Annotated in this window: 20 protein-coding genes and 1 pseudogene; 7 read left to right on the forward strand and 14 right to left on the reverse strand. The window is 72.9% G+C overall.

All coding sequences use genetic code 11. The features are described 5' to 3' along the window. The first annotated feature begins 1 nt into the window (after position 1). Both sthA and ACH4S9_RS21995 read left to right on the forward strand, forming a co-directional pair. Entirely contained in the window at positions 2 to 1,405 is a 1,404-nt protein-coding gene (sthA, locus tag ACH4S9_RS21990; RefSeq protein WP_358842406.1) for a Si-specific NAD(P)(+) transhydrogenase, read from the forward strand. 37 nt (positions 1,406 to 1,442) lie between these two features. Continuing rightward, positions 1,443 to 1,667 (forward strand): DUF2277 domain-containing protein, encoded by a 225-nt coding sequence (locus ACH4S9_RS21995; protein ID WP_311728686.1) that lies wholly within the window; start codon positions 1,443 to 1,445, stop codon positions 1,665 to 1,667. A 59-nt stretch (positions 1,668 to 1,726) separates the two neighbouring features. On the opposite strand, the gene ACH4S9_RS22000 is transcribed toward ACH4S9_RS21995, so the two are convergent. Further along, the gene (locus ACH4S9_RS22000; RefSeq protein ID WP_398373619.1) at positions 1,727 to 3,643 is read right to left on the reverse strand and encodes a glycoside hydrolase family 97 catalytic domain-containing protein; all 1,917 of its coding nucleotides are present in this window, start codon (positions 3,641 to 3,643) and stop codon (positions 1,727 to 1,729) included. A gap of 286 nt (positions 3,644 to 3,929) precedes the next feature. Between ACH4S9_RS22000 and ACH4S9_RS22005 the strand changes: the two genes are divergently transcribed. Further along, complete coding sequence (locus ACH4S9_RS22005; protein ID WP_398373620.1) at positions 3,930 to 5,273, forward strand: Gfo/Idh/MocA family protein; 1,344 nt, start codon at positions 3,930 to 3,932, stop codon at positions 5,271 to 5,273. A gap of 71 nt (positions 5,274 to 5,344) precedes the next feature. On the opposite strand, the gene ACH4S9_RS22010 is transcribed toward ACH4S9_RS22005, so the two are convergent. From ACH4S9_RS22010 to ACH4S9_RS22020, 3 genes are all read right to left on the reverse strand, one after another. Then, positions 5,345 to 6,526 carry a S1 family peptidase gene (locus ACH4S9_RS22010; RefSeq protein ID WP_398373622.1) on the reverse strand — a complete coding sequence of 394 codons (1,182 nt, stop codon included), beginning with the start codon at positions 6,524 to 6,526 and terminating at the stop codon, positions 5,345 to 5,347. A 209-nt stretch (positions 6,527 to 6,735) separates the two neighbouring features. Beyond that, positions 6,736 to 7,416, reverse strand: coding sequence for a response regulator transcription factor (locus ACH4S9_RS22015; protein ID WP_311728682.1), 681 nt, complete (start codon positions 7,414 to 7,416; stop codon positions 6,736 to 6,738). Next, positions 7,413 to 8,681, reverse strand: a complete 1,269-nt coding sequence (locus tag ACH4S9_RS22020; protein WP_398373623.1) for a sensor histidine kinase — start codon at positions 8,679 to 8,681, stop codon at positions 7,413 to 7,415. Before ACH4S9_RS22020 ends, ACH4S9_RS22015 begins: the two co-directional genes overlap by 4 nt. Before the next feature lie 136 nt (positions 8,682 to 8,817). Between ACH4S9_RS22020 and ACH4S9_RS22025 the strand changes: the two genes are divergently transcribed. Together ACH4S9_RS22025 and ACH4S9_RS22030 are read left to right on the forward strand one after the other, a co-directional pair. Continuing rightward, complete coding sequence (locus ACH4S9_RS22025) at positions 8,818 to 9,732, forward strand: ATP-binding cassette domain-containing protein (protein ID WP_311728680.1); 915 nt, start codon at positions 8,818 to 8,820, stop codon at positions 9,730 to 9,732. Next, the gene (locus tag ACH4S9_RS22030) at positions 9,729 to 11,312 is read left to right on the forward strand and encodes a hypothetical protein (RefSeq protein WP_398373624.1); all 1,584 of its coding nucleotides are present in this window, start codon (positions 9,729 to 9,731) and stop codon (positions 11,310 to 11,312) included. The genes ACH4S9_RS22025 and ACH4S9_RS22030 overlap by 4 nt, the downstream gene beginning before the upstream one ends. 7 nt (positions 11,313 to 11,319) lie before the next feature. Here ACH4S9_RS22030 and ACH4S9_RS22035 read toward each other — a convergent pair whose 3' ends face one another. From ACH4S9_RS22035 to ribA, 10 genes are all read right to left on the reverse strand, one after another. Next, the gene (locus ACH4S9_RS22035; protein WP_385345968.1) at positions 11,320 to 12,495 is read right to left on the reverse strand and encodes an AI-2E family transporter; all 1,176 of its coding nucleotides are present in this window, start codon (positions 12,493 to 12,495) and stop codon (positions 11,320 to 11,322) included. A 160-nt stretch (positions 12,496 to 12,655) separates the two neighbouring features. Next, on the reverse strand, positions 12,656 to 13,393 hold the full coding sequence (locus ACH4S9_RS22040; protein ID WP_358842397.1) for a class I SAM-dependent methyltransferase: 738 nt from the start codon (positions 13,391 to 13,393) through the stop codon (positions 12,656 to 12,658). Positions 13,394 to 13,469: 76 nt separating this feature from the next. Beyond that, positions 13,470 to 13,907: a carboxymuconolactone decarboxylase family protein gene (locus ACH4S9_RS22045; RefSeq protein WP_311728676.1), complete on the reverse strand. Its 438-nt coding sequence runs from the start codon at positions 13,905 to 13,907 to the stop codon at positions 13,470 to 13,472. A gap of 32 nt (positions 13,908 to 13,939) precedes the next feature. Then, entirely contained in the window at positions 13,940 to 14,806 is an 867-nt protein-coding gene (locus ACH4S9_RS22050) for an aminotransferase class IV (protein ID WP_398373625.1), read from the reverse strand. A 14-nt stretch (positions 14,807 to 14,820) separates the two neighbouring features. Beyond that, complete coding sequence (locus tag ACH4S9_RS22055) at positions 14,821 to 16,047, reverse strand: FAD-dependent monooxygenase (RefSeq protein WP_311728674.1); 1,227 nt, start codon at positions 16,045 to 16,047, stop codon at positions 14,821 to 14,823. Between the two features lies 1 nt (position 16,048). After that, positions 16,049 to 17,647: a class I adenylate-forming enzyme family protein gene (locus ACH4S9_RS22060; RefSeq protein WP_311728673.1), complete on the reverse strand. Its 1,599-nt coding sequence runs from the start codon at positions 17,645 to 17,647 to the stop codon at positions 16,049 to 16,051. Between the two features lie 64 nt (positions 17,648 to 17,711). Continuing rightward, the gene (locus ACH4S9_RS22065) at positions 17,712 to 19,280 is read right to left on the reverse strand and encodes an AMP-binding protein (protein WP_398373626.1); all 1,569 of its coding nucleotides are present in this window, start codon (positions 19,278 to 19,280) and stop codon (positions 17,712 to 17,714) included. Beyond that, on the reverse strand, positions 19,277 to 21,547 hold the full coding sequence (pabB, locus tag ACH4S9_RS22070) for an aminodeoxychorismate synthase component I (RefSeq protein WP_398373627.1): 2,271 nt from the start codon (positions 21,545 to 21,547) through the stop codon (positions 19,277 to 19,279). Before pabB ends, ACH4S9_RS22065 begins: the two co-directional genes overlap by 4 nt. Before the next feature lie 70 nt (positions 21,548 to 21,617). After that, positions 21,618 to 22,214, reverse strand: a complete 597-nt coding sequence (locus tag ACH4S9_RS22075; RefSeq protein WP_311728670.1) for an antibiotic biosynthesis monooxygenase — start codon at positions 22,212 to 22,214, stop codon at positions 21,618 to 21,620. A 345-nt stretch (positions 22,215 to 22,559) separates the two neighbouring features. Further along, on the reverse strand, positions 22,560 to 23,216 hold the full coding sequence (gene ribA / locus ACH4S9_RS22080) for a GTP cyclohydrolase II (RefSeq protein ID WP_311728669.1): 657 nt from the start codon (positions 23,214 to 23,216) through the stop codon (positions 22,560 to 22,562). Positions 23,217 to 23,386: 170 nt separating this feature from the next. Between ribA and ACH4S9_RS22085 the strand changes: the two genes are divergently transcribed. Continuing rightward, positions 23,387 to 24,136 (forward strand): creatininase family protein, encoded by a 750-nt coding sequence (locus tag ACH4S9_RS22085; RefSeq protein ID WP_358842391.1) that lies wholly within the window; start codon positions 23,387 to 23,389, stop codon positions 24,134 to 24,136. Next, a pseudogene (locus ACH4S9_RS22090) lies at positions 24,133 to 24,786 on the forward strand (RibD family protein); the annotation flags it as partial. The gene ACH4S9_RS22085 and the pseudogene ACH4S9_RS22090, both read left to right, overlap by 4 nt. Positions 24,787 to 24,800 lie beyond the last annotated feature (14 nt).

Consider the following 24,800-nt stretch of genomic DNA (forward strand, 5'->3'; position numbering starts at 1 on the left):
GGTGCCCGACTTTGACATGCTCGTGATCGGATCCGGCCCGGGTGGCCAGAAAGCCGCCATCGCCGCGGCCAAACTGGGCCGCCGCGTGGCCGTGGTCGACCGGCCCGACATGGTCGGCGGTGTCTCCATACACACCGGGACCGTGCCCTCCAAGACCCTACGGGAGGCGGTGCTCTACCTCACCGGCCTGACCCAGCGCGATCTGTACGGCCAGAGCTACCGGCTCAAGGACGAGATCACCGTCGCCGACCTGACCGCCCGTACCCAGCACGTGGTCAGCCGCGAAGTGGACGTCATCCGCAGCCAGTTGTCCCGCAACCGGGTCGCGCTCTTCGCGGGGACCGGACGCTTCGTGGACGACCACACCGTGGCCGTCCGCGACGCCGACGGCCACGAACAGCTGCTGACCGCGCAGCACATCGTGATCGCCACCGGCACCCGGCCGGCGCGCCCGGCGACCGTGGCGTTCGACGAACGGACGATCATGGACTCCGACAGCGTCCTGAACATGGAGCGGGTGCCGCGCTCCATGGTCATCGTGGGCGCCGGGGTGATCGGCATCGAGTACGCCTCCATGTTCGCCGCCCTGGGCAGCAAGGTCACGGTGGTCGAGCAGCGCGAGGGCATGCTGGACTTCTGCGATGTCGAGGTGGTCGAGGCGCTGAAGTACCGGCTGCGGGACCTGGCCGTCACCTTCCGCTTCGGCGAGACGGTCGCCGCGGTCGAGCGCCACGCCCGCGGCGCCCTGACCGTGCTGGAGAGCGGGAAGAAGATCCCCGCCGACGCGGTCATGTACTCCGCCGGACGCCAGGGGCTGACCGACGAACTCGACCTCGGCCGGGCCGGTCTCACCGCCGACAAGCGGGGCCGGATCACGGTGGACGAGCACTACCGCACGGCCGTGCCCCACATCTATGCCGTCGGCGACGTCATCGGCTTCCCCGCGCTCGCCGCCACCTCGATGGAGCAGGGCCGCAGCGCCGCGTACCACGCCTGCGACGAGCCGGTGAACCCCATCCACGACCTCCAGCCCATCGGCATCTACACCATCCCCGAGATCAGCTTCATCGGCCGCACCGAGGACCAGCTCACCGACGCGTGCGTGCCCTTCGAGGTCGGCGTCTCGCGCTACCGCGAGCTGGCCCGCGGCCAGATCGTCGGCGACTCGCACGGCATGCTCAAGCTGCTGGTGTCCCCGGAGGACCGGCGGCTGCTGGGGGTGCACTGCTTCGGCACCGGCGCCACCGAGCTCATCCACATCGGCCAGGCGGTGATGGGCTGCGGCGGCACCGTCGACTACCTGGTCGACGCGGTGTTCAACTACCCGACCTTCGCCGAGTCCTACAAGGTCGCGGCCCTGGACGCGACCAACAAGATGCGGGAGATCGACCACCTCGGGGACTGAAGCCCCTGTTGTCAGTGCCGGGGCGCACACTGGAGGCATGTGCCGCAGCATCAAGACACTCCGCCCGCCCATGACGCCCGAGCTCCACGACGAGGACATCAGGGCGGCCGCCCTCCAGTACGTCCGCAAGGTGTCCGGGTTCCGCGCGCCCGCCGCCCACAACCGCGAGGCGTTCGACCAGGCCGTCGAGGCGGTGGCGGAGGCCACCCGCAGGCTTCTCGACGGCATCGAGGTGCGCGGCGGCGGTGGCCGCGCGAGCTGAGCGCCCCCTCGCCGCCCCCGCCCGCCGCGGCGGGCGGGGGCGCGTACCGTGCTCCCGGCTCAGGAAGCGGGCCGGTCGCAGCTGGTGCGGCCGGGCTGCGGGCGGCAGGCGATGGCCGCGAAGCCGCCGTCCGCGACGACCGGTACGGACAGGGTGTCCCCGCCGCGCACCACCCGAGACTCACGGACCAGGCCGCCCAGCCCGTCCGGGCCGTCGAGGACCAGATCGACCCGCCAGGTGCCCGGCCCCAGCCGCAGCGGCACCTCGGCGGTGCGGGCGGCACCGGCGAAGGTGCCGCCGATGAACCACCGCCCGCCGCTCTCCCGGGCCAGCACCGCGCTGTCGCCCGGCCGCCCGGCGAGCAGCCGGGTGCGGTCCCAGGCCGCGGGGAGCTGTTCGAGGAAGCCCCGGGCGAGCGGGCGCGCGTCGTACGACTCGGGGGTGCCCGCGAGGTTCTGGATGCCCGACTCGTACAGCACGGACAGCCCCAGCTCCCCGGCGTCCGAGGCCGCGTTCGGGCGCTGCGGGCGGTGGAAGGCCCCGGGGGTGAAGTCCATGGAGCCGATGACATTGCGGGTGAAGGGGAGGATGGCCAGGTGCTGCGCGGTGTTGACGCGCTTCTCCTCGCCGTTGACCCCCTCCATCGTCATCACCTGCGGCCAGGTGCGCTGGATGCCCTTGGGGATCGTGGAGCCGTGGAAGTTGACGAGCAGGTGGTGGGCGGCGGTGGCCGGGAGGATCTCGTCGTACCAGCGCAGCGTGGCCTGGGACTCGGAGTCCATGAAGTCGATCTTCACGCCCTTCACGCCCCAGCGCTCCAGGGCGGGCAGCCACTGCGCGCGCTCCTCGGCCGTGTCCAGGTCGCGCTGGTGCATCCAGACCTGGATGCCGACGCCGCGCTCCCGCGCGTACCCGACGAGCTCCGGCATCCAGCTGTTCGTCTGCCAGTCGGGGTCGGTCACGTCCCACTGGTCCGGGTCGAAGTACCAGCCCGCGTCGACCACGACATACGGCCAGCCGCGCTGGGCCGCGTAGTCCACATACTCCTTCTGCATGGCCAGGCTCTGCCCGGCCGGGCGCCCCCCGGCCAGCCAGGTCCACAGGGCGGGCCCCGGCCGGATCCACGAGGTGTCGGCGACCCGCGAGGCGGGCGCGAGGTCGTCGGTGAAAGTGGACTCCGTGACGGTCGCGAGGTCGCCCACGACCAGCGCCCGCCACGGTGTGCTCAGCCCGCCGTCGGACTCCACGCGCTCGTCCCACAGCCCGATGCGATAGGTGGGTTGGCCCGCCTCGTGCACCAGGCGGGCGGCGGAGTAGCGGCCGGTCAGGTCGGACTCGGCGATCAGGGCGTAGCCGCCCCGCGTCTCGAACAGCGCCTGTGCCATGTACTCGCCGGTCGGCGCGGTGGCCGCCGGGTACTCGTTGAACAGGTTCTCGTTGTCGCGCCGGTAGGCGCCCAGCCACGCGGTCGCGTCCGCCGGCAGGGTGAAGGCCGAGGTCTCGCCGAGGACGTCCCCGCTGCCCTTCGGCAGGACATAGCGGTAGGCGACGCCGTCGTCCGAGACCCGGACCACGACGTCGAGCCGGGTGCCCTCGCCGCCGCGGAACCGGAATCTCGTCTCGGTCATGCGTACGTCGCGCGAGCGGTCCTTGCCGGCGGTGGTCCGGTAGCGCTCCGCGACCACATGGCGCTCGCGCCCCAGGAAACGCAGTCCCCGCGACAGATCCGCCCTCTCGGTGCGGATGCCGACGGGCGAGGGTTCGAGCACGGTACGGCCGCCCCGCGACACCTGGAGCGTCAGGGCGCCCGTGGCCGAGTCGAGTTGCAGCCGGGCCTGCGGGCCGGAGCGCGCCGAGGGGCCGCTCACGGTCCACGCGGAGTCCTGGGCATGTGCGGGTGCCGAGACGAACAGCGTCATCGAGAGCACGCCGCTGAGCAGAAGAGCCAGGGTGGTGCGTCTGACAGATCTCGCCATGATTGCCTCCCGAGCCCGATACGTTACCCAGTCATCCGATAACTGGGGAGGGGTTGGGCGCCGTTAAGGGGAAAGAAGGGGAGAGGTGGCGCAATAGATCGGATCTATAGTGGCCGATAGTCATGCGTATGCGCCGTCGCAGGCATCCCTGCAATCGTTCCCACACGTTTCATCCCATGGCCGCGGCAGACGCCCCGTCACTTCCCCCATGACCATTGACGGGTCTGCAAACGAATGCAACTCTTCCCTGGATCTTCAATCAGCCCAGCAGCGGGAGAGGAATCGCATGGCCGCCACCACCCCAGCCAGGCGCGTCGCCATCGTCGGCACCGGCCACCGAGCACAGACCTTCACCGAAGCCTTCTCCCGCCGCCCGCAACTGCATGTCGCCGCCCTGTGCGACCCCAACCCGGTGCGGATCGCCCACCACAACGACCTGCTCGCCGCCGCGGGCCGCCCGGCGGCCACCGCGTACGGCGCTGAGGACTTCGAACGGCTGCTGCGCACCGAGGACATCGACGAGGTGCTGGTCACCACCGTGGACGCGCTCCACGACCACTACATCGTCCCCGCCCTGGAGCACGGCGCGCGCGTCGTCACCGAGAAGCCCATGACCGTCGACGCCGAGCGATGCGCCCGCATCCTGGAGGCGGTGCGCCGCACCGGCAACAGCCTCTCCGTGGCCTTCAACTACCGCTTCAACCCCGTCCATGAGCGGGTGCGCGGGCTGCTGGCCGAAGGCGCCGTCGGCGATGTGCTGTCCGTGCACTTCGAGTGGCTGCTCGACGTGCGCCACGGCGCCGACTACTTCCGCCGCTGGCACCGCGAGAAGGCCAACAGCGGCGGCCTGATGGTGCACAAGTCCAGCCACCACTTCGACCTCGTCAACTGGTGGCTCGGCGCCCGCCCCGAGCAGGTCTTCGGCTACGGGCGGCTCGCCTTCTACGGCCGGGAGGCGGGGGAGCGCACCGGCTTCCGGCGCGACTACGACCGGGCCCATGGGGCGCAGGCCGCGGCCGACGACCCCTTCGCCGTCCACCTGGAGGACAACGAGGCGCTGAACTCCCTGTATCTGCGGGCGGAGGCCGAGGACGGCTATCTGCGCGACCGCAACGTCTTCGGCGACGACATCACCATCGAGGACGACATGGCGCTCCTCGTGCGCTACTCCACCGGCGCCACCATGACGTACCACCTCACCGCCTACTCGCCGTGGGAGGGCTACCGGGTGATGTTCAACGGCACCCGCGGCCGCCTCGAGCTTCAGGTCGAGGAGAGCCTGTGGCAGCCGCCCCGGGCCCGTCTCGCCTCCGCCAAGGGCGCGGTCCACGGCGACACCGCCCTCGCCAACGCGGGCGGCCACCGCATCACCGTTCACCCGCTGTGGGAGCCCCCGCACGAGGTGGCCGTCACGGACTTCGACCACGCCGGACACGGCGGCGGCGACGCCCGCATGCTGGACGCCCTCTACGGGTCCGCCGACCCCGAGGCCGCGCCCGACACCGGCGACGCGGCCGGGCTGCGGGCGAACGAGGTGGACGGGGCGCTCGCCCTGGCCGCGGGCCTGGCGGCCAACCGGTCCTTCGCCACCGGGCTCCCCATGGACATCGCGGACGTGGTGCGGGTGTGACCCGATAGCCGACAGTGGGAGGCGGGCCGGACACGGCCCGCCTCCCACGTCTGCCCTCAGGCGCTCGGCACTCAGGCGGTGTGCAGCCGCAGTCCGTACACCGACAGGATCTCGTTCACCGGCTGGAACCAGGTCTCGCCGCCGCTGGAGCAGTTGCCCCAGCCGCCGGAGGTCACGCCCTGGGCCTGGTCGCCGCTGATGAACGAACCGCCCGAGTCACCGCCCTCGGCGCACACATTGGTCTTGGTCATCTGGTACACCGCGCCCTGGCTGTAGTTCACCGTCTCGTTCTTGGCCAGCACCGTGCCGCAGCGCCAGTGGGTGGTGGACCCGGAGCGGCAGATCGAGGCGCCCACCGGGGCCTCCGCGGAGCCGCGGACCAGCGCGTCGGGCACCGTGCCCCAGCCGAGCACCACCGGGACGGTCCACCAGCCGCTGCCGACGCTGACCCACGCGTAGTCGTTGCCGGGGAAGGACGAGCCCCGGAAGTTGCCGATGTACGAGCCGTCCCAGCCGTTGACGGAGGCGCCGGCCCCGCTACAGTGTCCGGCCGTGACGAAGCCGCCCTGCACCGAGAAGCCGATGGAGCAGCGGACGTTGCCGGTGTAGTACGGGTCGCCGCCGACCGTGCCTGCGGCCAGGGTGGCCGGCGCCTGCGCGGCGGCCTTCTCGACCGCGACCGGGACCGAACCCGCCCGCTCGGCCTGGTTCTTCGCCTCGTCGACGAACGCGCGTACGGCGGCGTCGCCCTCGGACCCCCGGCGTACGGAGATCACCACGCTGCCCGCCTTCGGGTCGACGCGCCAGCTGCTCACCCCGGCCGGGGCTGCCTTCTTCCCGGCCTTGTCGTCGAGTCTCGCCTTCACCGCGTCGAGCTCCTTCGCGGTGTGCCGGACGGTTTGGGCGGTGGCGCCGGTCGCCCGCACGGCCTCGGCCTGCTTCTCGCCGGTGACGCCGACGACCAGCTTTCCGGTGTCCGCGTCGAACCAGGAACCGCCGAACGCCTTGCCCGCGGCGCGCTCGGCCTTCGGTGCCAGCTTCATGGCCGTCGCTTCCTGGCTCAGCCGGGTCCGCGCCTGGCCCTCCGTCAGCCCCAGATCGCGGCCGAGGGCGCTGACGAGCTTCGTGGAGGGCGCGGACGAGTCGGAGCTCGGAGCCGCCGTGGCGGTGGAGAGCGCGGCTCCGGCCCCCGAGAGGGAGCCGAGGACGAGTAGGGCGGACAGGCCGACACGGACGGCGGTCGTGCGTCGCATGGCAGTTCTCCTTCTGTCGCACTGCGGGACGAGGGCAGAACAGGGGGAGACCTGAGAGCGCTCTCATGGCCGATCGCGGAGGAGCCTAGAGTGCGCGGACTTGATATGTCCATACCAATGGCGGGCGGTGGGGCCGCTCGGGGGAAACCTCTAGGGGTTCTCCCAGGCGCCATGCGCTCCGGCCCGTCCCGGCCGGAGCCTCCGTCGGCTCAGCGGCCACCGGGGACGACCAGGCCGGACTCATAGGCCAGGATCACGGCCTGGGTGCGGTTCTGGGCGCCCAGCTTGGTCAGCAGATTGCTCACATGCGTCTTGACGGTCTCCAGACTGACCGTCAGGTGGCCCGCGATATCCGGGTTGGACAGGCCGGTCGCCATGAGCCGCAGGATCTCGGTCTCACGGACGGTCAGCGGCGCCTGGCCGGCGGGCGGGCCGGCCGGGGGCAGCGGACGGGCCGCCACCAGCCTGCGCACGGCGTCGGGGAAGAGCACCGAGTCACCCGTGGCCACCAGCCGTATCGCGTGGGCGATCGCCTGCGCCGGGGTGCGCTTGAGGAGGAAGCCGTCGGCGCCCGCCCGCAGTGCGTCATAGACGTGGTCATCGCTCTCGAAGGTCGTGATCACCACGACCTTCGGCGGGTCGTCCAGGGCCGACCGCAGCCGCCGGGTCGCCTCGATGCCGTCCATCCCGGGCATCCGCACATCCATCAGCACCACATCCGGGCGGGTGGCCCGGACCAGGGGCAGCACCTCCCCGCCGTCCGCCGCCTCGCCCACCACCTCCAGGTCCGGCTTGGCCGACAGCAGCGCCCGCAGCCCGGTGCGGGTCAGCTCCTCGTCGTCGGCGATGAGCACGGTCACGGGCGCGTCGTTCACGGGCGCGTCGTTCATGGCGCCGACCGTAGCGGTATCCGGGCCAGCAGCCGCCACCGGCCGTCCGGCGCGGGCCCGGTGGTGACCTCGCCGCGCAGCAGCCGCACCCGCTCGGCGATCCCGGCCAGGCCCTGCCCCCGCCGCCCGGGCCGGGTGAGCCCGAGCGCGCGGGCGCCCGCCATCGGGTTGCTGAGCTCCGCCTCCAGCCAGTCGTCCGTCACTGCCACGCGCAGCGTCACCGGCGCCCGGTGGGCATGGCGCAGGGCGTTCGTCAGCCCTTCCTGGACGATGCGGTAGGCCTCCCGGGACACGGCCGCCGGGACCCGCGCCCAGTCGCCGTCGATGTCGGCGCGCACCTCGGTGCCGGTCAGCCGCACCCGCTCCAGCAGGGCGTGCAGATCGCCCAGGGTGTGCTGCGGGGCCGTCGGGGCCTTGCCCTCCCGCAGCACACCGAGCACATGGTCCAGGTCGTCCATCGCGCTCCTGGAGGACTCCTCGATGCTGCTGAGCGCGCGCCGGGCCGCCTCCGGCTCCCGCTCCATCAACTCCGCCGCCACGGCGGCCTGGATGGTGGCGGCCGTGAGGGTGTGCCCGATGGAGTCGTGCAACTCCTGGGCCAGCCGGTTGCGCCCGGCCAGCAGGCGCGTCCGCTCCTCGAGCGCGGCCAGCCGCTCGGCCGGCCGGGGGCCGAGCAGGGCCGGGGCCGCCGACCGCAGGACGGCCACCGCGCCCGCGCAGACCCACGCCGCCACCGCGAGGAAGCCGACCGCGGCGAACGGGGCCCACCCGCCCCGCCAGCCGCCCGCCACCCGCACCGACAGACCGAGCAGGGCGATCCGCTCGCCACCGCCGAGCCAGACCGCGGGCAGCACCGCCGCCGCCATCACCAGCAGACCCGTCACGGCCACCACCGCCCAGCCCACCGCCATGTGCAGCGCCAGCCACGCCGGGGTGCGCAGCACATCGGGCCGGCCGGCGCCGGGGGACGCGACGGGCGCGGGCAGGCCGGTGCGAAGCAGCCGGTTGGCCAGGCGGACACACCTCGCGCGCACCGCGCGCAGGCGGCCGGCGGCCGCGAGCAGCGCCGCGAACACGGCGCCGAAACACACCCAGCGAAGCCCCGCCGGCCACGACCGCGCCGCCCCCGCCGCCACGGCGAGCGCCACCGCGATCGGCGGCAGGCTCCAGGCCGCGCCGGTCAGCGCGTACGCCCAGCCCCGCACGGTGTCCGCACAGCCGATCGCCTGCCACCAGGGCCATTTCCAGTCGGGCGCTCTCCACACGGGCACAAGTATCGTGGCCACCCCACACGATCCGCCTCCCCCCTGAGAGCCAGAGACGCCTTCCCCCGACCGGGGGAAGCGGAATTCCCTCCCCGCCGCGAAGCGCCCGCACACCCCGCCCGGCGACAGTGGCCCCATGCTCGAACTGATCGATGTCAGCAAGGTCTACCGGGGCGGAAAACGCGCCGTCGACCACATGACGCTCCGTCTGGGCCCCGGCCTGCTGGGTCTGCTGGGCCCCAACGGCGCAGGAAAGTCCTCTCTGATGCGGATGGCCGCCACCATCACCCGCCCCACCGCCGGAAGAGTCCTGTACGACGGGGTGGACGCGGTGGCGCGGCCGGACGTCCTGCGCCGGGCGCTCGGCTATCTGCCGCAGGACTTCGGCGTCTACCCCCACCTGACCGCGCGGGAATTCCTCTCCTACCTCGCCGCGGCGAAGGGCATCGCGGCCCGCGCCGCGCGCGCCCGCATCGACGAACTGCTCGAACTCGTCAACCTCACCGAGGCGGCCGGACGCCCCCTGGGCGGATACTCCGGCGGGATGCTGCGCCGGGTGGGCATCGCGCAGACCCTGCTCGGCGACCCGCGGGTGATCGTCGTCGACGAGCCGACCGCCGGCCTCGACCCGCAGGAGCGGGTGCGCTTCCGCAACCTGCTCAGCGAACTGGCCGCCGACCGGGTGGTGATGCTGTCCACACACATCGTCTCCGACGTCGAATCGGTGGCGTCCGACATCGCGGTGGTCGCCCACGGGCGGCTGCGGCGCCGCGGCACCCCCGAGGAGCTGCTGGGCGAGGTGGCCGGGCAGGTGTGGGAGGCGCTGGTCGGCCCCGAGCAGGCCGCCGCCGCACAGACGCGCTACCCGGTCAGCCGCGCCGTGCGCACGGCCGCCGGGGTACGGCTGCGGCTGCTGGCCCCCGAGGCGCCGTACCCGGACGCGGAACCGGTGGCCCCGGATCTGGAGGACGCCTACCTCGCCGTCATCCATCAGCCGGACGTCCAACCGGACGTCCCCCTCGCCGACCCGCGGTGGGAGGCGCGGCGATGACGGCCGGCCGGCTCGGCAGGCTCGCCCTCGCCGACTTCCGGGAGCGGGCCCGGCGCCCCGCCTACGCGCTGACCCTGGCGGCCGCGGTCGGCCTCGGCTACCTGGCCGTGCCGGACCCCGGCACCCGCTGGGTCATCATGCAGCTCGGCGACTACCGCGGCGTCTACAACAGCGCCTACACCGGCATGGCAACCGCGCTGGCCGGGGCGCTGTGGCTGACGCTCGGCGGCTTCTACGTCGTACGCGGCACCGTCGCCCGGGACGAGGCCACCGGCGTGGGCCGGCTCCTCGCCGCGACACCGCTGCGCGGCTCCGGCTACCTCGCGGCGAAATTCCTCAGCAACGCGATGGTGCTCGGCTCCATGGCGGCGGTGCTCGCGCTCACCGCGCCGGTGATGCAACTGGCCCGCGGCGAGTCCGACACCGTCGAACCCGGCCCGCTGCTGTTGCCCTTCGCACTGATCACCCTCCCCCTGGTGGCGGCAACGGCCGCGGCCGCGCTGCTGTTCGACGCCACGCCCCTGCTGCGCAAGGGGCTCGGAAACGTCATCTGGTTCTTCGTGTGGCTGGCCGTCGCGTTCGGCGGCCAGGGGCCCGGCGCACCGCTCGGCGGCCTCGGGGTGCACGGCGTCGTCGCCTCGATGCACGGCGACATGACGGCCCGTGGCCTCGATCTGTCCGGCCAGGAGTTCAGCCTGGGCCTGACCTACATCGACCGGCCGCTGCGGACCTTCGAATGGCAGGGGTTCACCCCGGGCACGGAGTTCGTGGCCGCGCGGCTGACCCTGGTCCTGGCGGGGGCTCTGGTGGCGCTGCTCCCCGCCCTCTGGTTCGGCCGGTTCGACCCCGCCCGCGGCGGCGCGGCACCGCCGCCCCGGCGGGCCCGGCCGGACGGCACACCCCCGGCCGCGCCCGCGGCGGACCCGACGGCGCCGGTGTTCACCGGGCCGCCGCGCACCGCGGTGCGCCCGGGCGGCGCCCTCGGGCGGCTGCTGGCCGGCGAGCTCCGCATCCTCCTTCAGGGCACCCCGCCGTGGTGGTGGGCGGTCGCCGCGGCCATCACGGTCGCCGGTCTGGTGGCGCCGCTCTCGGCGATACCCCGGTTCGTCCTCCCGGCGGCCTGGATCTGGCCCGTCCTCATCTGGTCCCGCCTGGGCACCCAGCGCCACGAGTACGGCGTGGAGTCGCTGCTCGGCGCCTACCCGGCACGGCGCCGTGGAACGCTCGCCGAATGGCTGTCCGGGCTCGCGGTCACGGCGCTGGCCGCACTCGCCCCGCTGGTGCGGTTCGTCGCGGCGGCCGACTGGGCCGGGGCCGGCGCCTGGGCCGGTGGCGCGCTCTTCGTCCCGTCGCTGGCTCTGGCCCTGGGCACGCTCAGCCGCACCCACCGGCTCTTCCAGGCCGTCTATCTGCCGCTGTGGTACGCGACCGCCAACGGACTGCCGCTGCTCGACTTCATGGGCGCGGTCCGGTCCGGCGGCCACCCGGCCGGACCGCCCGCGGCGGCCGTCGCCGCCCTGTCCGCGCTGCTGCTCGGCGCCGTCTTCGCGGCCGGTGCCGCGCGGCGCGGCAAGGGCTGAGCCGCCGTCAGGGCTCGGAGCGCAGCGTGCGCACCACGGACCAGACGACCGACACCAGCGGCACGGCCACGATCGCGCCGATCACCCCGGCGACGAGGCTGCCGGCGATGACCGAGATCGCCACGACCACCGGGTGCAGCTGCACCGCCCAGCTCATCACCAGCGGGTGCAGCACATGGCCCTCGATCTGGCCGACGACGACGATGAGCACCAGCACGATCGCGGCGATGACCGGGCCCCGCCCGGCCAGCGCCACCACGGTCGCCACGGCCAGCGCGATGGGCGCGCCGATCAGCGGGATGAAGGTGGCGATGAACACCAGCACCGTCAGCGGCAGCGCCAGCGGCACCCGCAGCAGGAACAGGGCGATGCCCACCATGGTCGCGTTGGCGGCCGCCACGATGATGATGCCGCGCGTATAGCCCGCGAACGTGGTCCACGCAGCCCGAGCCCCCCGGTCCCACACCGACCGGGCGGACTCGGGCAGCTGGGCGTGGAACCACAGCCACATCCGGTCGCCGCCGTAGATGAAGAACACCGAGCAGAACAGGGCCAGGGCCGCGCCGGTGAGCGCTTCCACGGCCCGGTTGGCGCCGCTGACCGCCCGGCTGATCAGCGCTCCCCGGTGGGCGGAGACGAAGGTGCTGATCCGCTCGTGCAGCCCCTGAAGCGTGCCGTGCCTGATCCGGAACGGCGGCTGCTCCAGCCAGCGGCTGATCCGGCCCACCCCGCCGCGGAACTCGCCCACCAGCTTGCCCGCCTCCGCGGCCGCCACGCTGCCCACCAGCGCCAGCAGACCGAGCACCACGACGATGCTGCCGATCAGCGCCACCGCCACCGCGAGCGGCCGGGGGAGCGCCCGCGCGCACAGATCGGCCAGCGGCCGCAGCAGCGCGGTCACCACCAGCCCCAGGAACACCGCGACCGCGACGAGTTCGAAGCGCCCCAGCACCTTGAACGCCGCGTAGACGAGCGCCCCGACCACCAGCAGCCGCCACGCGTACCCGGCCGCGAGGCGCAGCGCGGGGTGTACGCGTTCGCCCCCGCCCTGCCCGGCCGCCCTCCGGTCCGGCGCGGCGGCGCGCGCCCGGGCCACCGCCCCCGGGGTCGTTCCGCCGGGGCGGCTGCCCCGCACCACGCGCCGCGCGCGTCGGCCGTCCGGTGGGCGAGATGTGCTGCTCACCTGGGAGCCACCGCCTCCTGCGTCCCGGTCCCGCGCGGCCGGCACGGATCTGAATCATGCCGGTATGTGCCGATGTGTACGCCGATTCAATCAGGGACGTGTCGCCCCATGACGGCAATCGGCCGCGGCGTGGCGGAGCGGGCGGGCCGGGCGCGCCGGGTTATGCCTCGGTCCTGCGCAGGATCAGATGGACGAAGCCGAAGGAGTCCCGGTAGTGGCGCAGCCACTCGGTGCGGTGTTCGGCGGCCGTCTCGAGCGCCTGGGCGCTGCTGGGGTCCTCGGGGTGGTCCAGCGCCCAGGCGGCCAGCGACCCCGTCCAGGCCCATTCGTACGCGTCCAGCTCCCCGCGCGTGCTGACGTGCCCGTGGACGGGGGTCCATCCGTCGGCGACGACCCGGTCCACGGTGGTCGCCAGGTCGTCGAACTCGCCCAGCATCTCGACGGCCTCCGGGGACGGCTCGCGCTCCCAGTACCCGTCACCGATCAGGACGCGCCCACCGGGGGCCAGATGGCGGCGTGCCGCCTCGAGCGTGGGGAGCAGCCCGCCGAAGGCGTGGGCGGCACCGACGCTGAGCACGAGGTCGAAGGAGTGCGGGGAGGTGAACCCGTCGGCCTCCTGCTGGTGGAGGACGAGCCGGTCCGCGACCCCGAGGCGCTCGGCCGCCGCGCGGGCGTCGGTCAGGGCGGGTTCCGAGACATCGACGCCCTCGGCCCGCACCTTGGGGTTCGCGGCCAACGCGCGCAGCAGCCACTCCCCGCCGCCGCAGCCGAGGTCGAGCACCCGTTCGTCGCCGCGCGGCAGGCCCACTTCGAGCAGCCGGCGCACCGCGTCGTCGGCGACGGGGGAAGCGATCGGGTGGTCGGCGTGGGCGAGTCTGGAGATCTTTTCACGATTCACCGCGGCAGACTGCCAGCCCTCACGCCCGGCCCGCATCTGGTTTTCCTCACGGGCGCGACGACCCGCCGGACACCCTCTAGCCCGGGATCATCCGGGTGCTGATCGCGATGCGGTTGTACGCGTTGATGACGACGGCGGCCCAGATGATCGCCGCCACCTGCGGCTCGTCCCACACCTCGCACGCGGCCCGGTGGACATCGTCCGGCACATGCCCGTCCTGGACCGAGGTGACCGCCTCGGTCAGCGCGAGGGCGGCCCGCTCCCGCTCGGTGAAGAACGGCGTCTCGCGCCAGGCGCTCAGCGTGTGGAGCCGCTGGTCGCTCTCGCCGTGGGCGCGGGCGTCCTTGGTGTGCAGGTCAAGGCAGAAGGCGCAGCCGTTGAGCTGCGAGGCCCGGATCCTGATCAGTTCCAGCAGCTCGGGCTCGACCCCCGCCTCGGCTGCCGCCAGCGCCGCCGCCGCGTGCAGTTCGCCCATCGCCGACGAGACCTTGGGCGTCAGCTGCTTCAGATTCATCCGGGGAGTCGGTGCCGTACCGGGAGCCATCGTCATCGGAAATCTCCATTCGTCGTGGGCAGCGGTTCCGCCGCCGTGTCGAGCCAGGACTGCCAGGAGGCCGCGTACCGGGCCGGCCCCGCACGCAGGGGGCTGCCGAGCCACTCGGTGACCGGCCGGATGCCGTGCAGGGCGTTGACGAACCACACCTCACGGCCGTCCAGGTCCGCCGCGGTGGGCCGGCGGTGCTCCACCGCCACCTCCAGCCGCGTGGCCCGCTCCTCGATCAGGGCCGTTGTCACGCCCGCGAGCAACGGCAGCTCGGGGGAGGGACGGCACAGGACGTCCCCCTCCCACCACAGGACGTTCGCCGTCGTCCCCTCCAGCACCAGCCCGTCCGGCGTGGTGAGCATCAGCTCCTGCGCCCCGCGCCCGGTGGCCCGCCCGCGCAGCTCGGCCAGGAGGGACAGGTCGGGCCCCTTGCGGCGGGGAAGGGTCCGCGGGTCGGCCTCCTCGTCCACCCACACGGCCACGCTCCCGGTACGCGGCGGCGCGGGCCGTATCCGCAGAAACAGCCGGGCCGGTTCGGGGCCGGCGAGTTCCACCCGCGGAAACCACGCACCGGAGCGCGGCAGCGCGCCGATCGCCTCCTGCCAGAACCTCTCGATCCGCGCCGGGGAGTCGCCGGTGGCCTCCGCGCAGGCCGCGACGAACCGGTGGCGATGCCGCTCCAGGCCACGCACCCGCCCCTCGTCGACCAGCCATGAATCGGCGGCCAGCAGCGCGGTGTCCGGGACAGGCCGGCACGGCGTCAGGCCGCGGTCCTCGCACCACATCAGCGCCCGGATGTCCGGCTCGCTCCCCACGTCCTGGCCGACTTGCCACACCACGGCCATCTCCATCCTCACGTGCTCCTTCATGATCCGAGCCGGGTTCAGTATCTACCGGCCGAGGGGCTGCCGGGCAGTGCGCCCGGCGGTCCGTGGCGCGGCCCGTAGGGGGCGTGCTCCAGCCACGATCCGCAGCGGGGCACCACGGGGGCCAGCGCCGCCGCGGCGCGCTGTCTGACCCGTCCCCAGCGCCGGGGCCGCAGGTGCGCCAGCGCCGTCCCGGCGGCCGCGCTGTTGAACACCGCCGCGGCGCGCCGCGCCGCGGCGAACTCGCCGACGGCCGCCGTCGCCCGCGACGGATCGCGGCGCGCAGCCGCCACCGCCTCGGCCGCCGCCACGGCGTCCGCCATCCCGCTGTTCATCCCCCGCGCACCGAAGGGCGGGAACAGATGGGCCGCCTCTCCGATCAGCAGCACCCGGCCTTTCGGGTCGGCGAACGACGCGGCCACCTTGCGCAGGAAGTGATACCGCGACACCCACAGGACCTGGTCCCCGTACCGCTCGCCGACCAGCGGCGGCAGCCACCGGCGCACCGCCTCCTCGCTGCCGAAGGACTCCGGCGGGTCGTCGGCGCGGCACTGGATATCCACCTGGAAACCGCCGGTGAACGGCACCCGCAGCACACTGCGGCCGCCGACGCCCGGATGCTCGTAGTGGAAGACCCGCTCGACCGGCAGCCCGTCGTCGCCCGGCTCCGCCACGTCCACCACCACGTGGTATCCCTCGGACCGGTCGCCCTCCAGCGGGATGTACAGCGCCCGGCGCACCGCGGACCGCGCGCCGTCGGCGGCCACCACATGGCCCGACGTCCAGCGCCGCCCGTCGGCCGCGGACACCACCACCTCATCCCCGGCCACCCGGGCGTCGCTCACCTCCGCGTCCCAGCAGAACTCCACGCCCGCCGAGACACACGCCTCGAACAGAAACCGCTCGGTGTCCACCTGGCGGAGGCTGGCGAAGGCGGGCAGTTCCCCGCCGTCGGCGGCCGGGGAGTTGGTCCGCGCGAACACCTCGCGGCCGCGGTAGAGCGTGCGCCGGGTGCGCCAGGTCGTCCCGTACGCCGCGATGCGCGCGCCCAGTCCCGGCCGCCCCCGCTCCAGCAACCGCAGCGACTGCCGGTGCACGAACAGCGCCCGGCTGCCGGGCCGCACCCGCCCTCGTGGCCCGGCCTCCAGTACGGTGACCGGCACTCCGCGGGCGGTGAGGGCCAGCGCGGCCGTCATCCCCACCGGCCCGGCGCCCACCACCAGGACCGGCCGCCGCTCCGGCACGTCAGGCCCCGGTCCGCGCCGGGGAGAGCGTGGGCAGCTCACCGGAGGCGAGCAGCCGGGCGATCTCCAGTCGCTTGATCTTCCAGGTGCCGGTTCTCGGCAGGTCCTGGAACCGGCAGTGCACCGGCGCGGACAGCCGCGGCAGGTCCCCGGTGGCCTGCTGCCACCGGCCGTCCTCCAGCGGCTTGTCCCCGCGTGTGCACACCAGCGGCACGGGCCGCTCGTCCGGCCCGGGCACGATGATCACCTCGCGCAACTCGCCGAGCCGCGACAGCAGCGCGTCCTCGATCTCCAGGTTGCTGTCCAGCTCGGGGATCTGGTCGACCTCCCGGTCGATCAGATACAGCCCGCCCCACCGGTCCCGGTAGCCCATGTCGCCCATCCGCCACCACCCCCGGTCGACTTGCCGGGCGTACTGCTCGGGTGCGCCGAGGTAGGTGAGGATACGGCCGCGGGTGCGCGCCTCGATGGCCCCGGGAGTGCCGGGCGGACACGTGCGCCCGCGCTCGTCCACCACCCGGATCCGGGTGAACCCGGGGATCGCGTTGCCGACCCGCCGCCCGCTCGCGTGTTCCACGCCGCGGCGGGTGTGCCGGCGGAACACCACCGGCCCCGTCTCGCTCTGCCCGTACAGCTGCACCAGACGCGGCGCGCGGCGCCGGGACGCGCCCAGCAGCCGCCGTACGGTGCGCGGATGGATCGCGTCGAAGGTGGAGCCGTAGGCCCGGACGTTGGACAGCGGCGCGCCGGGAGCCGTGGCCAGGTCCTCCCACAGCACAAAGGTGTTGGGATGGGTCTCGACGATGCCGGGGCGGTGCGCCGCGAGCAGCGGGCCGGCCTGCTCCGGGTCCGGGTCGACGAGCAGCAGCAGCGGGCTGCCGAAGTGCAGCAGCACACCCAGCAGATGGTAGAAGCGGGAGTGCACATACGACATATGGAGCGCGGCGGGCTCGCCACGGGTCGGCCTGCCCAGCGCCTTCTGCGGCACCAGCCGGTTCCACATGGTGTACGGGCAGTGCACCGCCAGCTTCGGGATCCCGGTGGTCCCCGAGCTGTGGGTGATCAGGGAGGGTTCCCTGGGGTGGAGGCGTACGGCGGGCCGCCGCGGCGCCCCGCCGAACTTCGCCAGCGCGACGGCGTGTCCCGGGCCGTCCGGTGCCTCGTCCACCGTCAGCACACCGCGCGCCAGCCCGGTGTCCAGCCCGCTCAGGGGACCCTCGAGCGTCGCGCGGTCGGTGATCAGCCACGGCGCGTGCAGCCGGTCGAGCAGCACCCCGGTGACCGCACCGTCCAGCGAGGGCGACAACAGCGCGGGCACCGCGCCGATCCGCGAGACCGCGCAGGCCAGCAGCGCGATGTCGACGTTGTCCGACTTGTGGACCGCCACATGCTCGGTCGGCCGCACGCCGGCCGCCCACAGCCGCCCGGCCATGTCGTCGACCAGGTCCGCGAGTTCGGCGTAGCCCAGCTCCGTACCGGCCCCGGGGGCGATGTCCAGGGGGCGGTCCAGGGTCACCGGCACATTGCCGTGCCGGGCCGCTGCCTCCCGGAACATCAGCCCGATGTAGAAACCGTGTTCGGGAATCAGCTGTCGCAACATTTCCGGTTCCTTACGCGTTCGATGTACGTCACGAAGGCGGGCCCAGGCGCGGGGCGCCCGCCGTTCACCAGGACCCCTGCCGCACCAGATGGCGGCGGAGCTTGCCCGACGGCGTGCGCGGCAGCGAAGGCACCAGATGCACCGCGCGGGGAGCCTTGAAGGAGGCGAGCCGCTGCCGGGCCAGGGCGATCAGATCCGCGCTGAGCGCCCGCCCGTCGATCCCCGGGCCCTTCCCCGCGGGCAGGGCGGGGACCACGAACGCGTGCAGCCGCGTGGCCCCGCGGTCGTCGGGCACAGCGGCCACCGCGACCTCCCGCACCGACGGGTGATGCCGCAGCACGTTCTCGACCTCCAGCGGCGAGACCGTGATCCCGCCGACCATCTCCAGGTCGTCGACCCGCCCCAGATGGCGGTAGCTGCCGTCCGGCTCACGGCGCACCCGGTCCCGGGTGCCCAGCCAGCCGCCGACCAGCCGGGCCCTGGACTCCTCCGGCAGCCCCAGATAGCCGGGGGTCACCGTCGGGCCGCGCACCCACAGTTCGCCGTCCGCGCCGTCCGGCACGGTGGCGCCGGTGCCGTCGCGCACCTCCAGTTCGAACCGGGGCACCGGACGGCCCACGGTGCCGGGGGAGTTGTCCCAGACCGTGTTGGCGCAGAAGGCGTGCCCGGCCTCGGTCGAGCCGATCTGCTCCAGGACGGGCGCGCCGAGCAGTTCGCCGACCCGTTCCCCCAGCGTCATGGGCAGCCCCTCACCGGCGCTGACGGCCGCGCGCACCGAGGAGAAGCAGGCCGTGTGCCCGGCGCCCCGCTCGTCCACCAGCGCCGCGTAGGCGGACGGCACGGAGTACAGGACGGTCACCCGGTGGCGGGCGACGAGGTCGTCGGTGAGGGCCGGTCCCGGACGGCCCCCGGTCAGCACCGCGGACGACCCGGAGAAGAGGGGGAAGACGAAGGCGCTGCCGAACCCGTAGGCGTAGAACAGCTTGGACACGGAGAACGTCACGTCCTGCGGGCCGATGTCCAGGACGTCCTGGCCGATCAGCTCCCAGTAGGCGGCCGGGTCGCCGTGGCAGTGCACCACACCCTTGGGCGGCCCGGTGGTCCCCGAGGTGTACTGGATGTACAGCGGGGCGCGGGCGGTCACCGGCTGCGCGGCGGTGGCCGGGGGAGCGGTGCAGGCCTGCGCCGACAGGTGGTCCGCCCCCAGCCAGCGATCCGCCTCGAAGTGGTCCTCGATGCCGGGCCCGGAGACACAGAGCACCGCCTTGGAGTTCTCGGCCATGAAGCGGTGCTCGTCGGCCGTGAGCGCGGGGTTGACCAGGACCGCGATCGCGCCCAGGCGCGCCGTGGCCAGGAAAGTGCTCACCCAGGGGACCCCGTCGGGCAGGGCGAGCAGGATCCGGTCGCCCGCCGCCACTCCCCGCCGTGCCAGCACGGTGGCGACGCGTGCGGCCAGGTCATGGATCTCGCCGTGGGTCCACACACGGTGGCCCTCCACGAAGGCGGGCCGGGCCGACCAACCCGCCCGCTCGGCGCGCACCGCGAGGTACTCGGCCAGATTGGCGGGCGCGGGCGCGGGCGCGGGTGCGGGCGCCGGCACGGGCCTGGGCGTGGGCGCGGCTGGGGCGGTCACCGGTCCGCCTCCTCGGCGGGGGTGCGGCCGCCGGGCGCGGCGGCGGCCAGGAGCGCCGGGCCGGGCTCCGCGGGGGGCAGGGCGCCCGCGGCGTGGTAGGCGCGCATCGTCGCGGCCGTCTTCACCAGCATCTCCTGGTACTCCTCCGCCGGGTCGGACGCCAGGACGACGGCTCCGCCCGCGCCGATGTGCATCCGGCCGTCGGTGAACACGGCGGTGCGGATGACGATGTTGAGGTCTGCCGCGCCGTTGCAGCTGAGGAAGCCGAGCGCCCCGGAGTAGACACCGCGCGCCTCGGTCTCCAGGTGGTCGATGATCTCCAGGGTCCGCGTCTTGGGCGCGCCGGTCATGGAGCCGCCGGGGAAGCAGGCCCGCACACAGTCGACGGCGTCCCGGTCCTCGTGGAGCCGGCCGCGCACGGTGGACACCAACTGGTGCACGGTGGCGTAGCTCTCGGTGTGCATCAGATCGGGGACGCGCACGGTCCCCGGCTTGCAGACGCGCCCCAGGTCGTTGCGGAGCAGATCGACGATCATCAGGTTCTCGGCGCGGGTCTTCGGGCTGGTGGCCAGGGTGGCCCGGGCCCGGGCGTCCTCGTCGGCGTTCCGGCCCCGCGGCGCCGTTCCCTTGATCGGCCTGGCCTCGGCCGTCCTGTCGGGCTTGATGCGCAGAAAGCGCTCGGGGGAGGCGCACGCCACATCCGCCTCGCCGAACCGCAGAAAGGCCGCGTAGGGTGCCGGGTTGACGCGGCGCAGGGCGCGGTAGAAGGCGTACGAGTCGTCCGGAGCGGGCAGCCAGGCCGAGTCGGTGAGACAGATCTCGTAGCTCGTCCCGGCCCGCAGCTCCCGCAGACAGGCCTCGATGTCGGCCAGGTAGCGCTCCCGGTCCCGCACCAGCCAGGGCTCGACGGCGGCGGTGTCGCCCGCGGACGGCGTCGGGGGCGGGGCGAGCTCGCCGCCCACCGGTATGCCGGTGAGCGTGGTGATGGTGTCGTCCAGCCACTCGGCGGCCTCGCGCCGGCCCTCGGCGGTGTCCTCGGTCAGACACAGGGCGTAAGTGACGCCCTCCTGGTGGTCGACCGCGAGGAACCGGTCGGCGAACAGCCAGCAGGCGTCGGGGGTCTTCGCCCGGTGCCGGTTGGGGGAGCCGCAGTCGGCCTTGAGCTCGTAGCCGAAGTACCCGATGTAGCCGCCGGCGAAGTCGAACGGGAGGGTGGGGGCGTCGACGTGGCGGCGCGCCAGCTCCTTCTTGAGGTAGTCGAAGACGCTGCCGGGCACCCGGGTCGCGGGCTCCCCGGCCCGCTCGACCTCGCACTCGCCCCGGTCCACGTCGTAGCGGACGAACTCGGACAGCGGGCCCCGTCCGTCGCCCAGGAAGGAGAAGCGGGCCTCGCCGGATCGCGTCCGCGCGCTGTCCAGCCAGAACGCGCGCGGCGCGTCCGCGTACAGGCGGGTGAAGGCGGCCTCCGCGTCGATGGGGACGGCCAGCCACCGGGAGTGCAGCCGGTAGCCGACGCCGTCCTCGGCGGCCACCGGCTGCCCGGTGGTCTCGCATGCGGCAGCGGTGGTGGCCGTGGCGGCCGTGCCTGAGAACGCCGGGTGTTTCACCGGGCCGGCTGCGGGGCGGGCGCGCGGGGGCGAGGACGAATCGTCCGCGGGCATCGCCGCGTATTCGCGGGTCAGATCGCGGAAGTTGGCCAGGATGCGGTGGCCGTATCCGGTGAGGACGGACTCCGGATGGAACTGCACACCCCACAGCGGCCGGGTGCGGTGCCGCAGCGCCATCAGCACACCGTCCTCGGACCAGGCGATGGCCTGGAGGGGCAGCGGCAGCGGCTCCGCCACGCACAGCGAGTGGTAGCGCACCGCCGTGAAGTCCTGGGGGAGTCCGCGGAACAGCCCGCGCTCACCGTGCCGGATCCGGGAGAGATGTCCATGGCGGGGCTCGGGGGCCGGCAGCACCCGGGCCTGGGCGCCGAGCGCGATGCCCTGGTGGCCCAGACACACCCCCAGGACCGGGATCGGGGACCGGTCGATCACCTGGGCGGTGGCCCCGAAGTCGCGCGAGTCGGCCGGATGGCCGGGGCCGGGCGACACCACGATGTTGTCGAACGTGGACAGGGCTGAACGGTCGACCAGGTCCAGGAGCTCCGGCGCGTCGTGGAGGACCACCGTCGGCTCCTCGCCGTTCACCTCCGTGAGCAGCTGGAAGAGGTTGTAGGTGTAAGAGTCGTGATGGTCGATCAGGAGCGTCTTCAGCGCGTCCATCTGTATTGCCTCCTCGCTTTACGACCGGCCGGGCCATCGCCTCGGCCAGGGCCCCCGTGGTCCGCGCGCTTTACCGGCGCGAACGTGGGCCGTTCGCCGCCACCCGCTTGTGACGCCCCCGAATCGACTGAAGCGGCGGATAGAGCCACTTCTTCAGGAGCATTTGCAGACGCGGCATAACAAGCCAGGTCACCATCGCGGTCACGCCAAGACAGAGTGCAAGGGTCCGCAGCAGGAAATTGGTGTCGGCCAGAAATGGGATCACCAACACATTGAACATGAGGACGGGAGGGAAAACCGCACTCAAATTCACGAGCCAGAGCTTCCATTTGGGGGGCGGCGGCAGTGGCCGCACCGGCCCTTCGAACCAGTTCTTCAGACCGGCCATGCGCTGCACCCCGGTCTCCTGCACGAAGGACCCCGCCCGGGCCGCCCAGCGGGCGCGTTCCATCGAGTACTCCCAGGCCTGGGCGGATTCTTCTCTGTCGAATCGGTAGATGACATGCCACTCCGCGCGGCCCTGCCCGGAGCCCAGCACGCCGCCGCCCAGATAACCGGGAAGGCGGGCCGTGACATTCAGCATCGCAATGGCCCAGGCGTAGAACTCGCTCTCCTGGCCGGGGTCCACTCGGTATGCGGCAGTCACCGTGACCGGTTCACTGTCCACTCCAGCCGCAACTCCTTTCCGGGCAGCGTACGGCCCGACTGCGGGCCGTCGCCAAAAGGCCGTGCCGACGGCCTCTTCCGCCGCATCGGCCCGCCGGAACAACGCTTTCTCGGTGGGTCCTTGCTGCGGACGACTCGAAGTGTCGCACACCGGACATGCTTTGCGAGCGAAATGCTCACCAACGGATATAAATAAGCGAAGGAAAGGCCGTGACCTGGGCGTTACCCGGGGTTCTGGCGATAGCCGCCCGCGAAAAAAGGTTTTCTCGGGACCGAGGGGCGGCGCGCGGTGTATATTTCCGCGGCGGGTGAGTTTCCGTGCGGCGGCCCCCCGGCCACGCTTCTGTCAGGAGCGTTCGGCCATGCCGTTCAGATGCGGCAGATGATGGTCGAGGCGGTCCGCTTTGGCCTGGAGATAGGCGAGGTTCTCCTCGCGCGGCGGGATCAGCAGCGGCACCTGCTCCGCGATCTTGATGCCATGCCGTACCAGCGCCTCCCGCTTGCGCGGGTTGTTCGACAGCAGCCGCACGGACCGCACGCCGAGGTCGTGCAGCATGTCCGCCGCCACCCGGTAGTCGCGGGCGTCGACCGGGAGTCCCAGCGCGAGGTTCGCCTCCACCGTGTCCAGCCCCTCCGCCTGGAGTTGCATCGCGCGGAGCTTGGCCAGCAGCCCGATGCCACGCCCCTCGTGACCCTGGAGGTAGATCAGAACGCCGCGTCCCTCGCTCACGATCGCGCGCAGCGCCGCGGACAGCTGATCGCCGCACTCGCAATGCCGTGAGCCGAAGGCGTCTCCGGTCAGACACTCCGAATGCACGCGGGTGAGCGCTCTGTCTCCCTGGATATCGCCGTAAACCAGCGCCACTTGTTCGTCTCCGCGAATGCAGTCCAGGTAGCCGACCGCGCGGAAAACGCCGTACTCGGTGGACAGTTGGACCTGTGCCACTCGTTCGACGCCTGACGGTCGAGTGTTCTCGCCGAACGGGCCATCGCTTTCTGTCATGTTCTGATCCTAACTGGAAAACGGGAAAATACTCGCGGTGTGCGCGAAAATGACAAAGGAAACCAACTCGCTGTCCGGTTCATCACGTTCGGTCGATGAAAGTGCGCCGGACCGCGTAGCCTGGCATCCCGCGCACAAACACGGAACGCAGAGCGAAAGGCCAAAGAGACATGACCGGTTCGGGAACGCGACCGCAGGCCCCGGGCCTGCTGCCGCCGGACACCACCGAGGACATACGGGCCCGGAAGGCCGGCGTCGCCGTCCTCCCCATCGGCAGCTTCGAGCAACACGGCGCATTTCTGCCCCTGGTGACCGACACGGTCATCGCCTGCACCATAGCCCGGGAGATCGCCGCCGCATATCCGGTCCTTCTCCTTCCCCCGCTCACCATCTCTTGTTCGCATGAGCACGCGGCCTGGCCGGGAACCGTCAGCATTTCCGCCGCGACCCTCCACGCCGTCGTGCGGGACATCGCCGATTCGCTCCGCCGATCCGGTGTCGACGCCCTGGTTCTGGTCAACGGGCACGGCGGAAATTACGTGCTGCGCAACGTGGTTCAGGAATCCGCCGCCACCGGTACCCGCATGGCGCTTTTCCCGGGGTCCGCGGACTGGAACACCGCGCGCACCGAGGCCGGAATCCAGACCCCGGCGCCGAGCGATATGCATGCCGGGGAAGTAGAGACATCCATTCTCCTGCATGCTCACCCCGAACTCGTCCGCCCCGGATACGAATCCTCTGATTTCCTCGCCGACGACCGTAGACATCTGCTCACCCTCGGTATGCCGGCCTACACCGAATCCGGAGTCATCGGCCGCCCTTCCCTGGCGTCCGCCGGGAAGGGAAAGGAACTCCTCACCGCACTCGTCGATTCCTTCGCCGAATACCTCTCCCTGCTGACCGAGAAGGAGGCGCGATGACCGTGCTCGACGAGGCGGCGGCCTGGGAGCGGCTGCGCGCCATCCGGTCGGCGGCGGACGCCGAGGCCGCCGGCCTGGTCCGCGGCCCCGACGGCGCCCGGCGCTGGCGGGAAGAGGCCTCGCCCGCGGCGCGGGCGCTCACCGACCGCTATCTGCCGCTGTGCCTGGCCGGCCCGCGCCTCACCTTCGCGCAACTCGGCCAGAGCCTCGACGGCTTCATCGCCACCCGCACGGGCGACGCCGACTATGTCACCGGGGAGGAGGACCGCGCTCATCTGCACCACCTGCGCGCGCTCGCCGACGCGGTGGTGGTCGGAGCCGGGACCGCCATCGCGGACGACCCCCAACTCACGGTGCGCGCCTGCACGGGGACCAACCCGGTGCGCGTCGTCCTCGATCCGCACGGCCGGGTGCCACCGCAACGCCGGGTGTTCACGGATGGCTCAGCTCCCACCCTGTGGGTGGTGGCCGCGGACAGCGGCCACGGCCGGCACCCGGCGCACGGCGACGGCGACAGCGTCGGCGTTGACATACTCACCCTCCCGGACAGCGAGGCGTTCGCGCCCCGGCGCCTGGTGGAGGCGCTGGCGCGCCGCGGCCTTGGCCGGGTGCTGATCGAGGGCGGCGGCGTCACCGTGTCGCGGTTCCTGCACGAGCGGGCGCT

The sequence above is a fragment of the Streptomyces sp. NPDC021225 genome, assembly GCF_044332865.1.
In the GTDB taxonomy this organism is placed as follows: domain Bacteria; phylum Actinomycetota; class Actinomycetes; order Streptomycetales; family Streptomycetaceae; genus Streptomyces.

What these genes read in the sequence shown, in the direction of transcription:
- ACH4S9_RS21995 (WP_311728686.1), top strand. Translation starts at nt 1,443, where the DNA reads ATGTGCCGCAGCATCAAGACACTCCGCCCGCCCATGACGCCCGAGCTC.
- ACH4S9_RS22000 (WP_398373619.1), bottom strand. Translation starts at nt 3,643, where the DNA reads ATGGCGAGATCTGTCAGACGCACCACCCTGGCTCTTCTGCTCAGCGGC.
- ACH4S9_RS22005 (WP_398373620.1), top strand. Translation starts at nt 3,930, where the DNA reads ATGGCCGCCACCACCCCAGCCAGGCGCGTCGCCATCGTCGGCACCGGC.
- ACH4S9_RS22010 (WP_398373622.1), bottom strand. Translation starts at nt 6,526, where the DNA reads ATGCGACGCACGACCGCCGTCCGTGTCGGCCTGTCCGCCCTACTCGTC.
- ACH4S9_RS22015 (WP_311728682.1), bottom strand. Translation starts at nt 7,416, where the DNA reads ATGAACGACGCGCCCGTGAACGACGCGCCCGTGACCGTGCTCATCGCC.
- ACH4S9_RS22025 (WP_311728680.1), top strand. Translation starts at nt 8,818, where the DNA reads ATGCTCGAACTGATCGATGTCAGCAAGGTCTACCGGGGCGGAAAACGC.
- ACH4S9_RS22030 (WP_398373624.1), top strand. Translation starts at nt 9,729, where the DNA reads ATGACGGCCGGCCGGCTCGGCAGGCTCGCCCTCGCCGACTTCCGGGAG.
- ACH4S9_RS22045 (WP_311728676.1), bottom strand. Translation starts at nt 13,907, where the DNA reads ATGAATCTGAAGCAGCTGACGCCCAAGGTCTCGTCGGCGATGGGCGAA.
- ACH4S9_RS22050 (WP_398373625.1), bottom strand. Translation starts at nt 14,806, where the DNA reads ATGAAGGAGCACGTGAGGATGGAGATGGCCGTGGTGTGGCAAGTCGGC.
- ACH4S9_RS22060 (WP_311728673.1), bottom strand. Translation starts at nt 17,647, where the DNA reads ATGTTGCGACAGCTGATTCCCGAACACGGTTTCTACATCGGGCTGATG.
- pabB (WP_398373627.1), bottom strand. Translation starts at nt 21,547, where the DNA reads ATGGACGCGCTGAAGACGCTCCTGATCGACCATCACGACTCTTACACC.
- ribA (WP_311728669.1), bottom strand. Translation starts at nt 23,216, where the DNA reads ATGACAGAAAGCGATGGCCCGTTCGGCGAGAACACTCGACCGTCAGGC.
- ACH4S9_RS22085 (WP_358842391.1), top strand. Translation starts at nt 23,387, where the DNA reads ATGACCGGTTCGGGAACGCGACCGCAGGCCCCGGGCCTGCTGCCGCCG.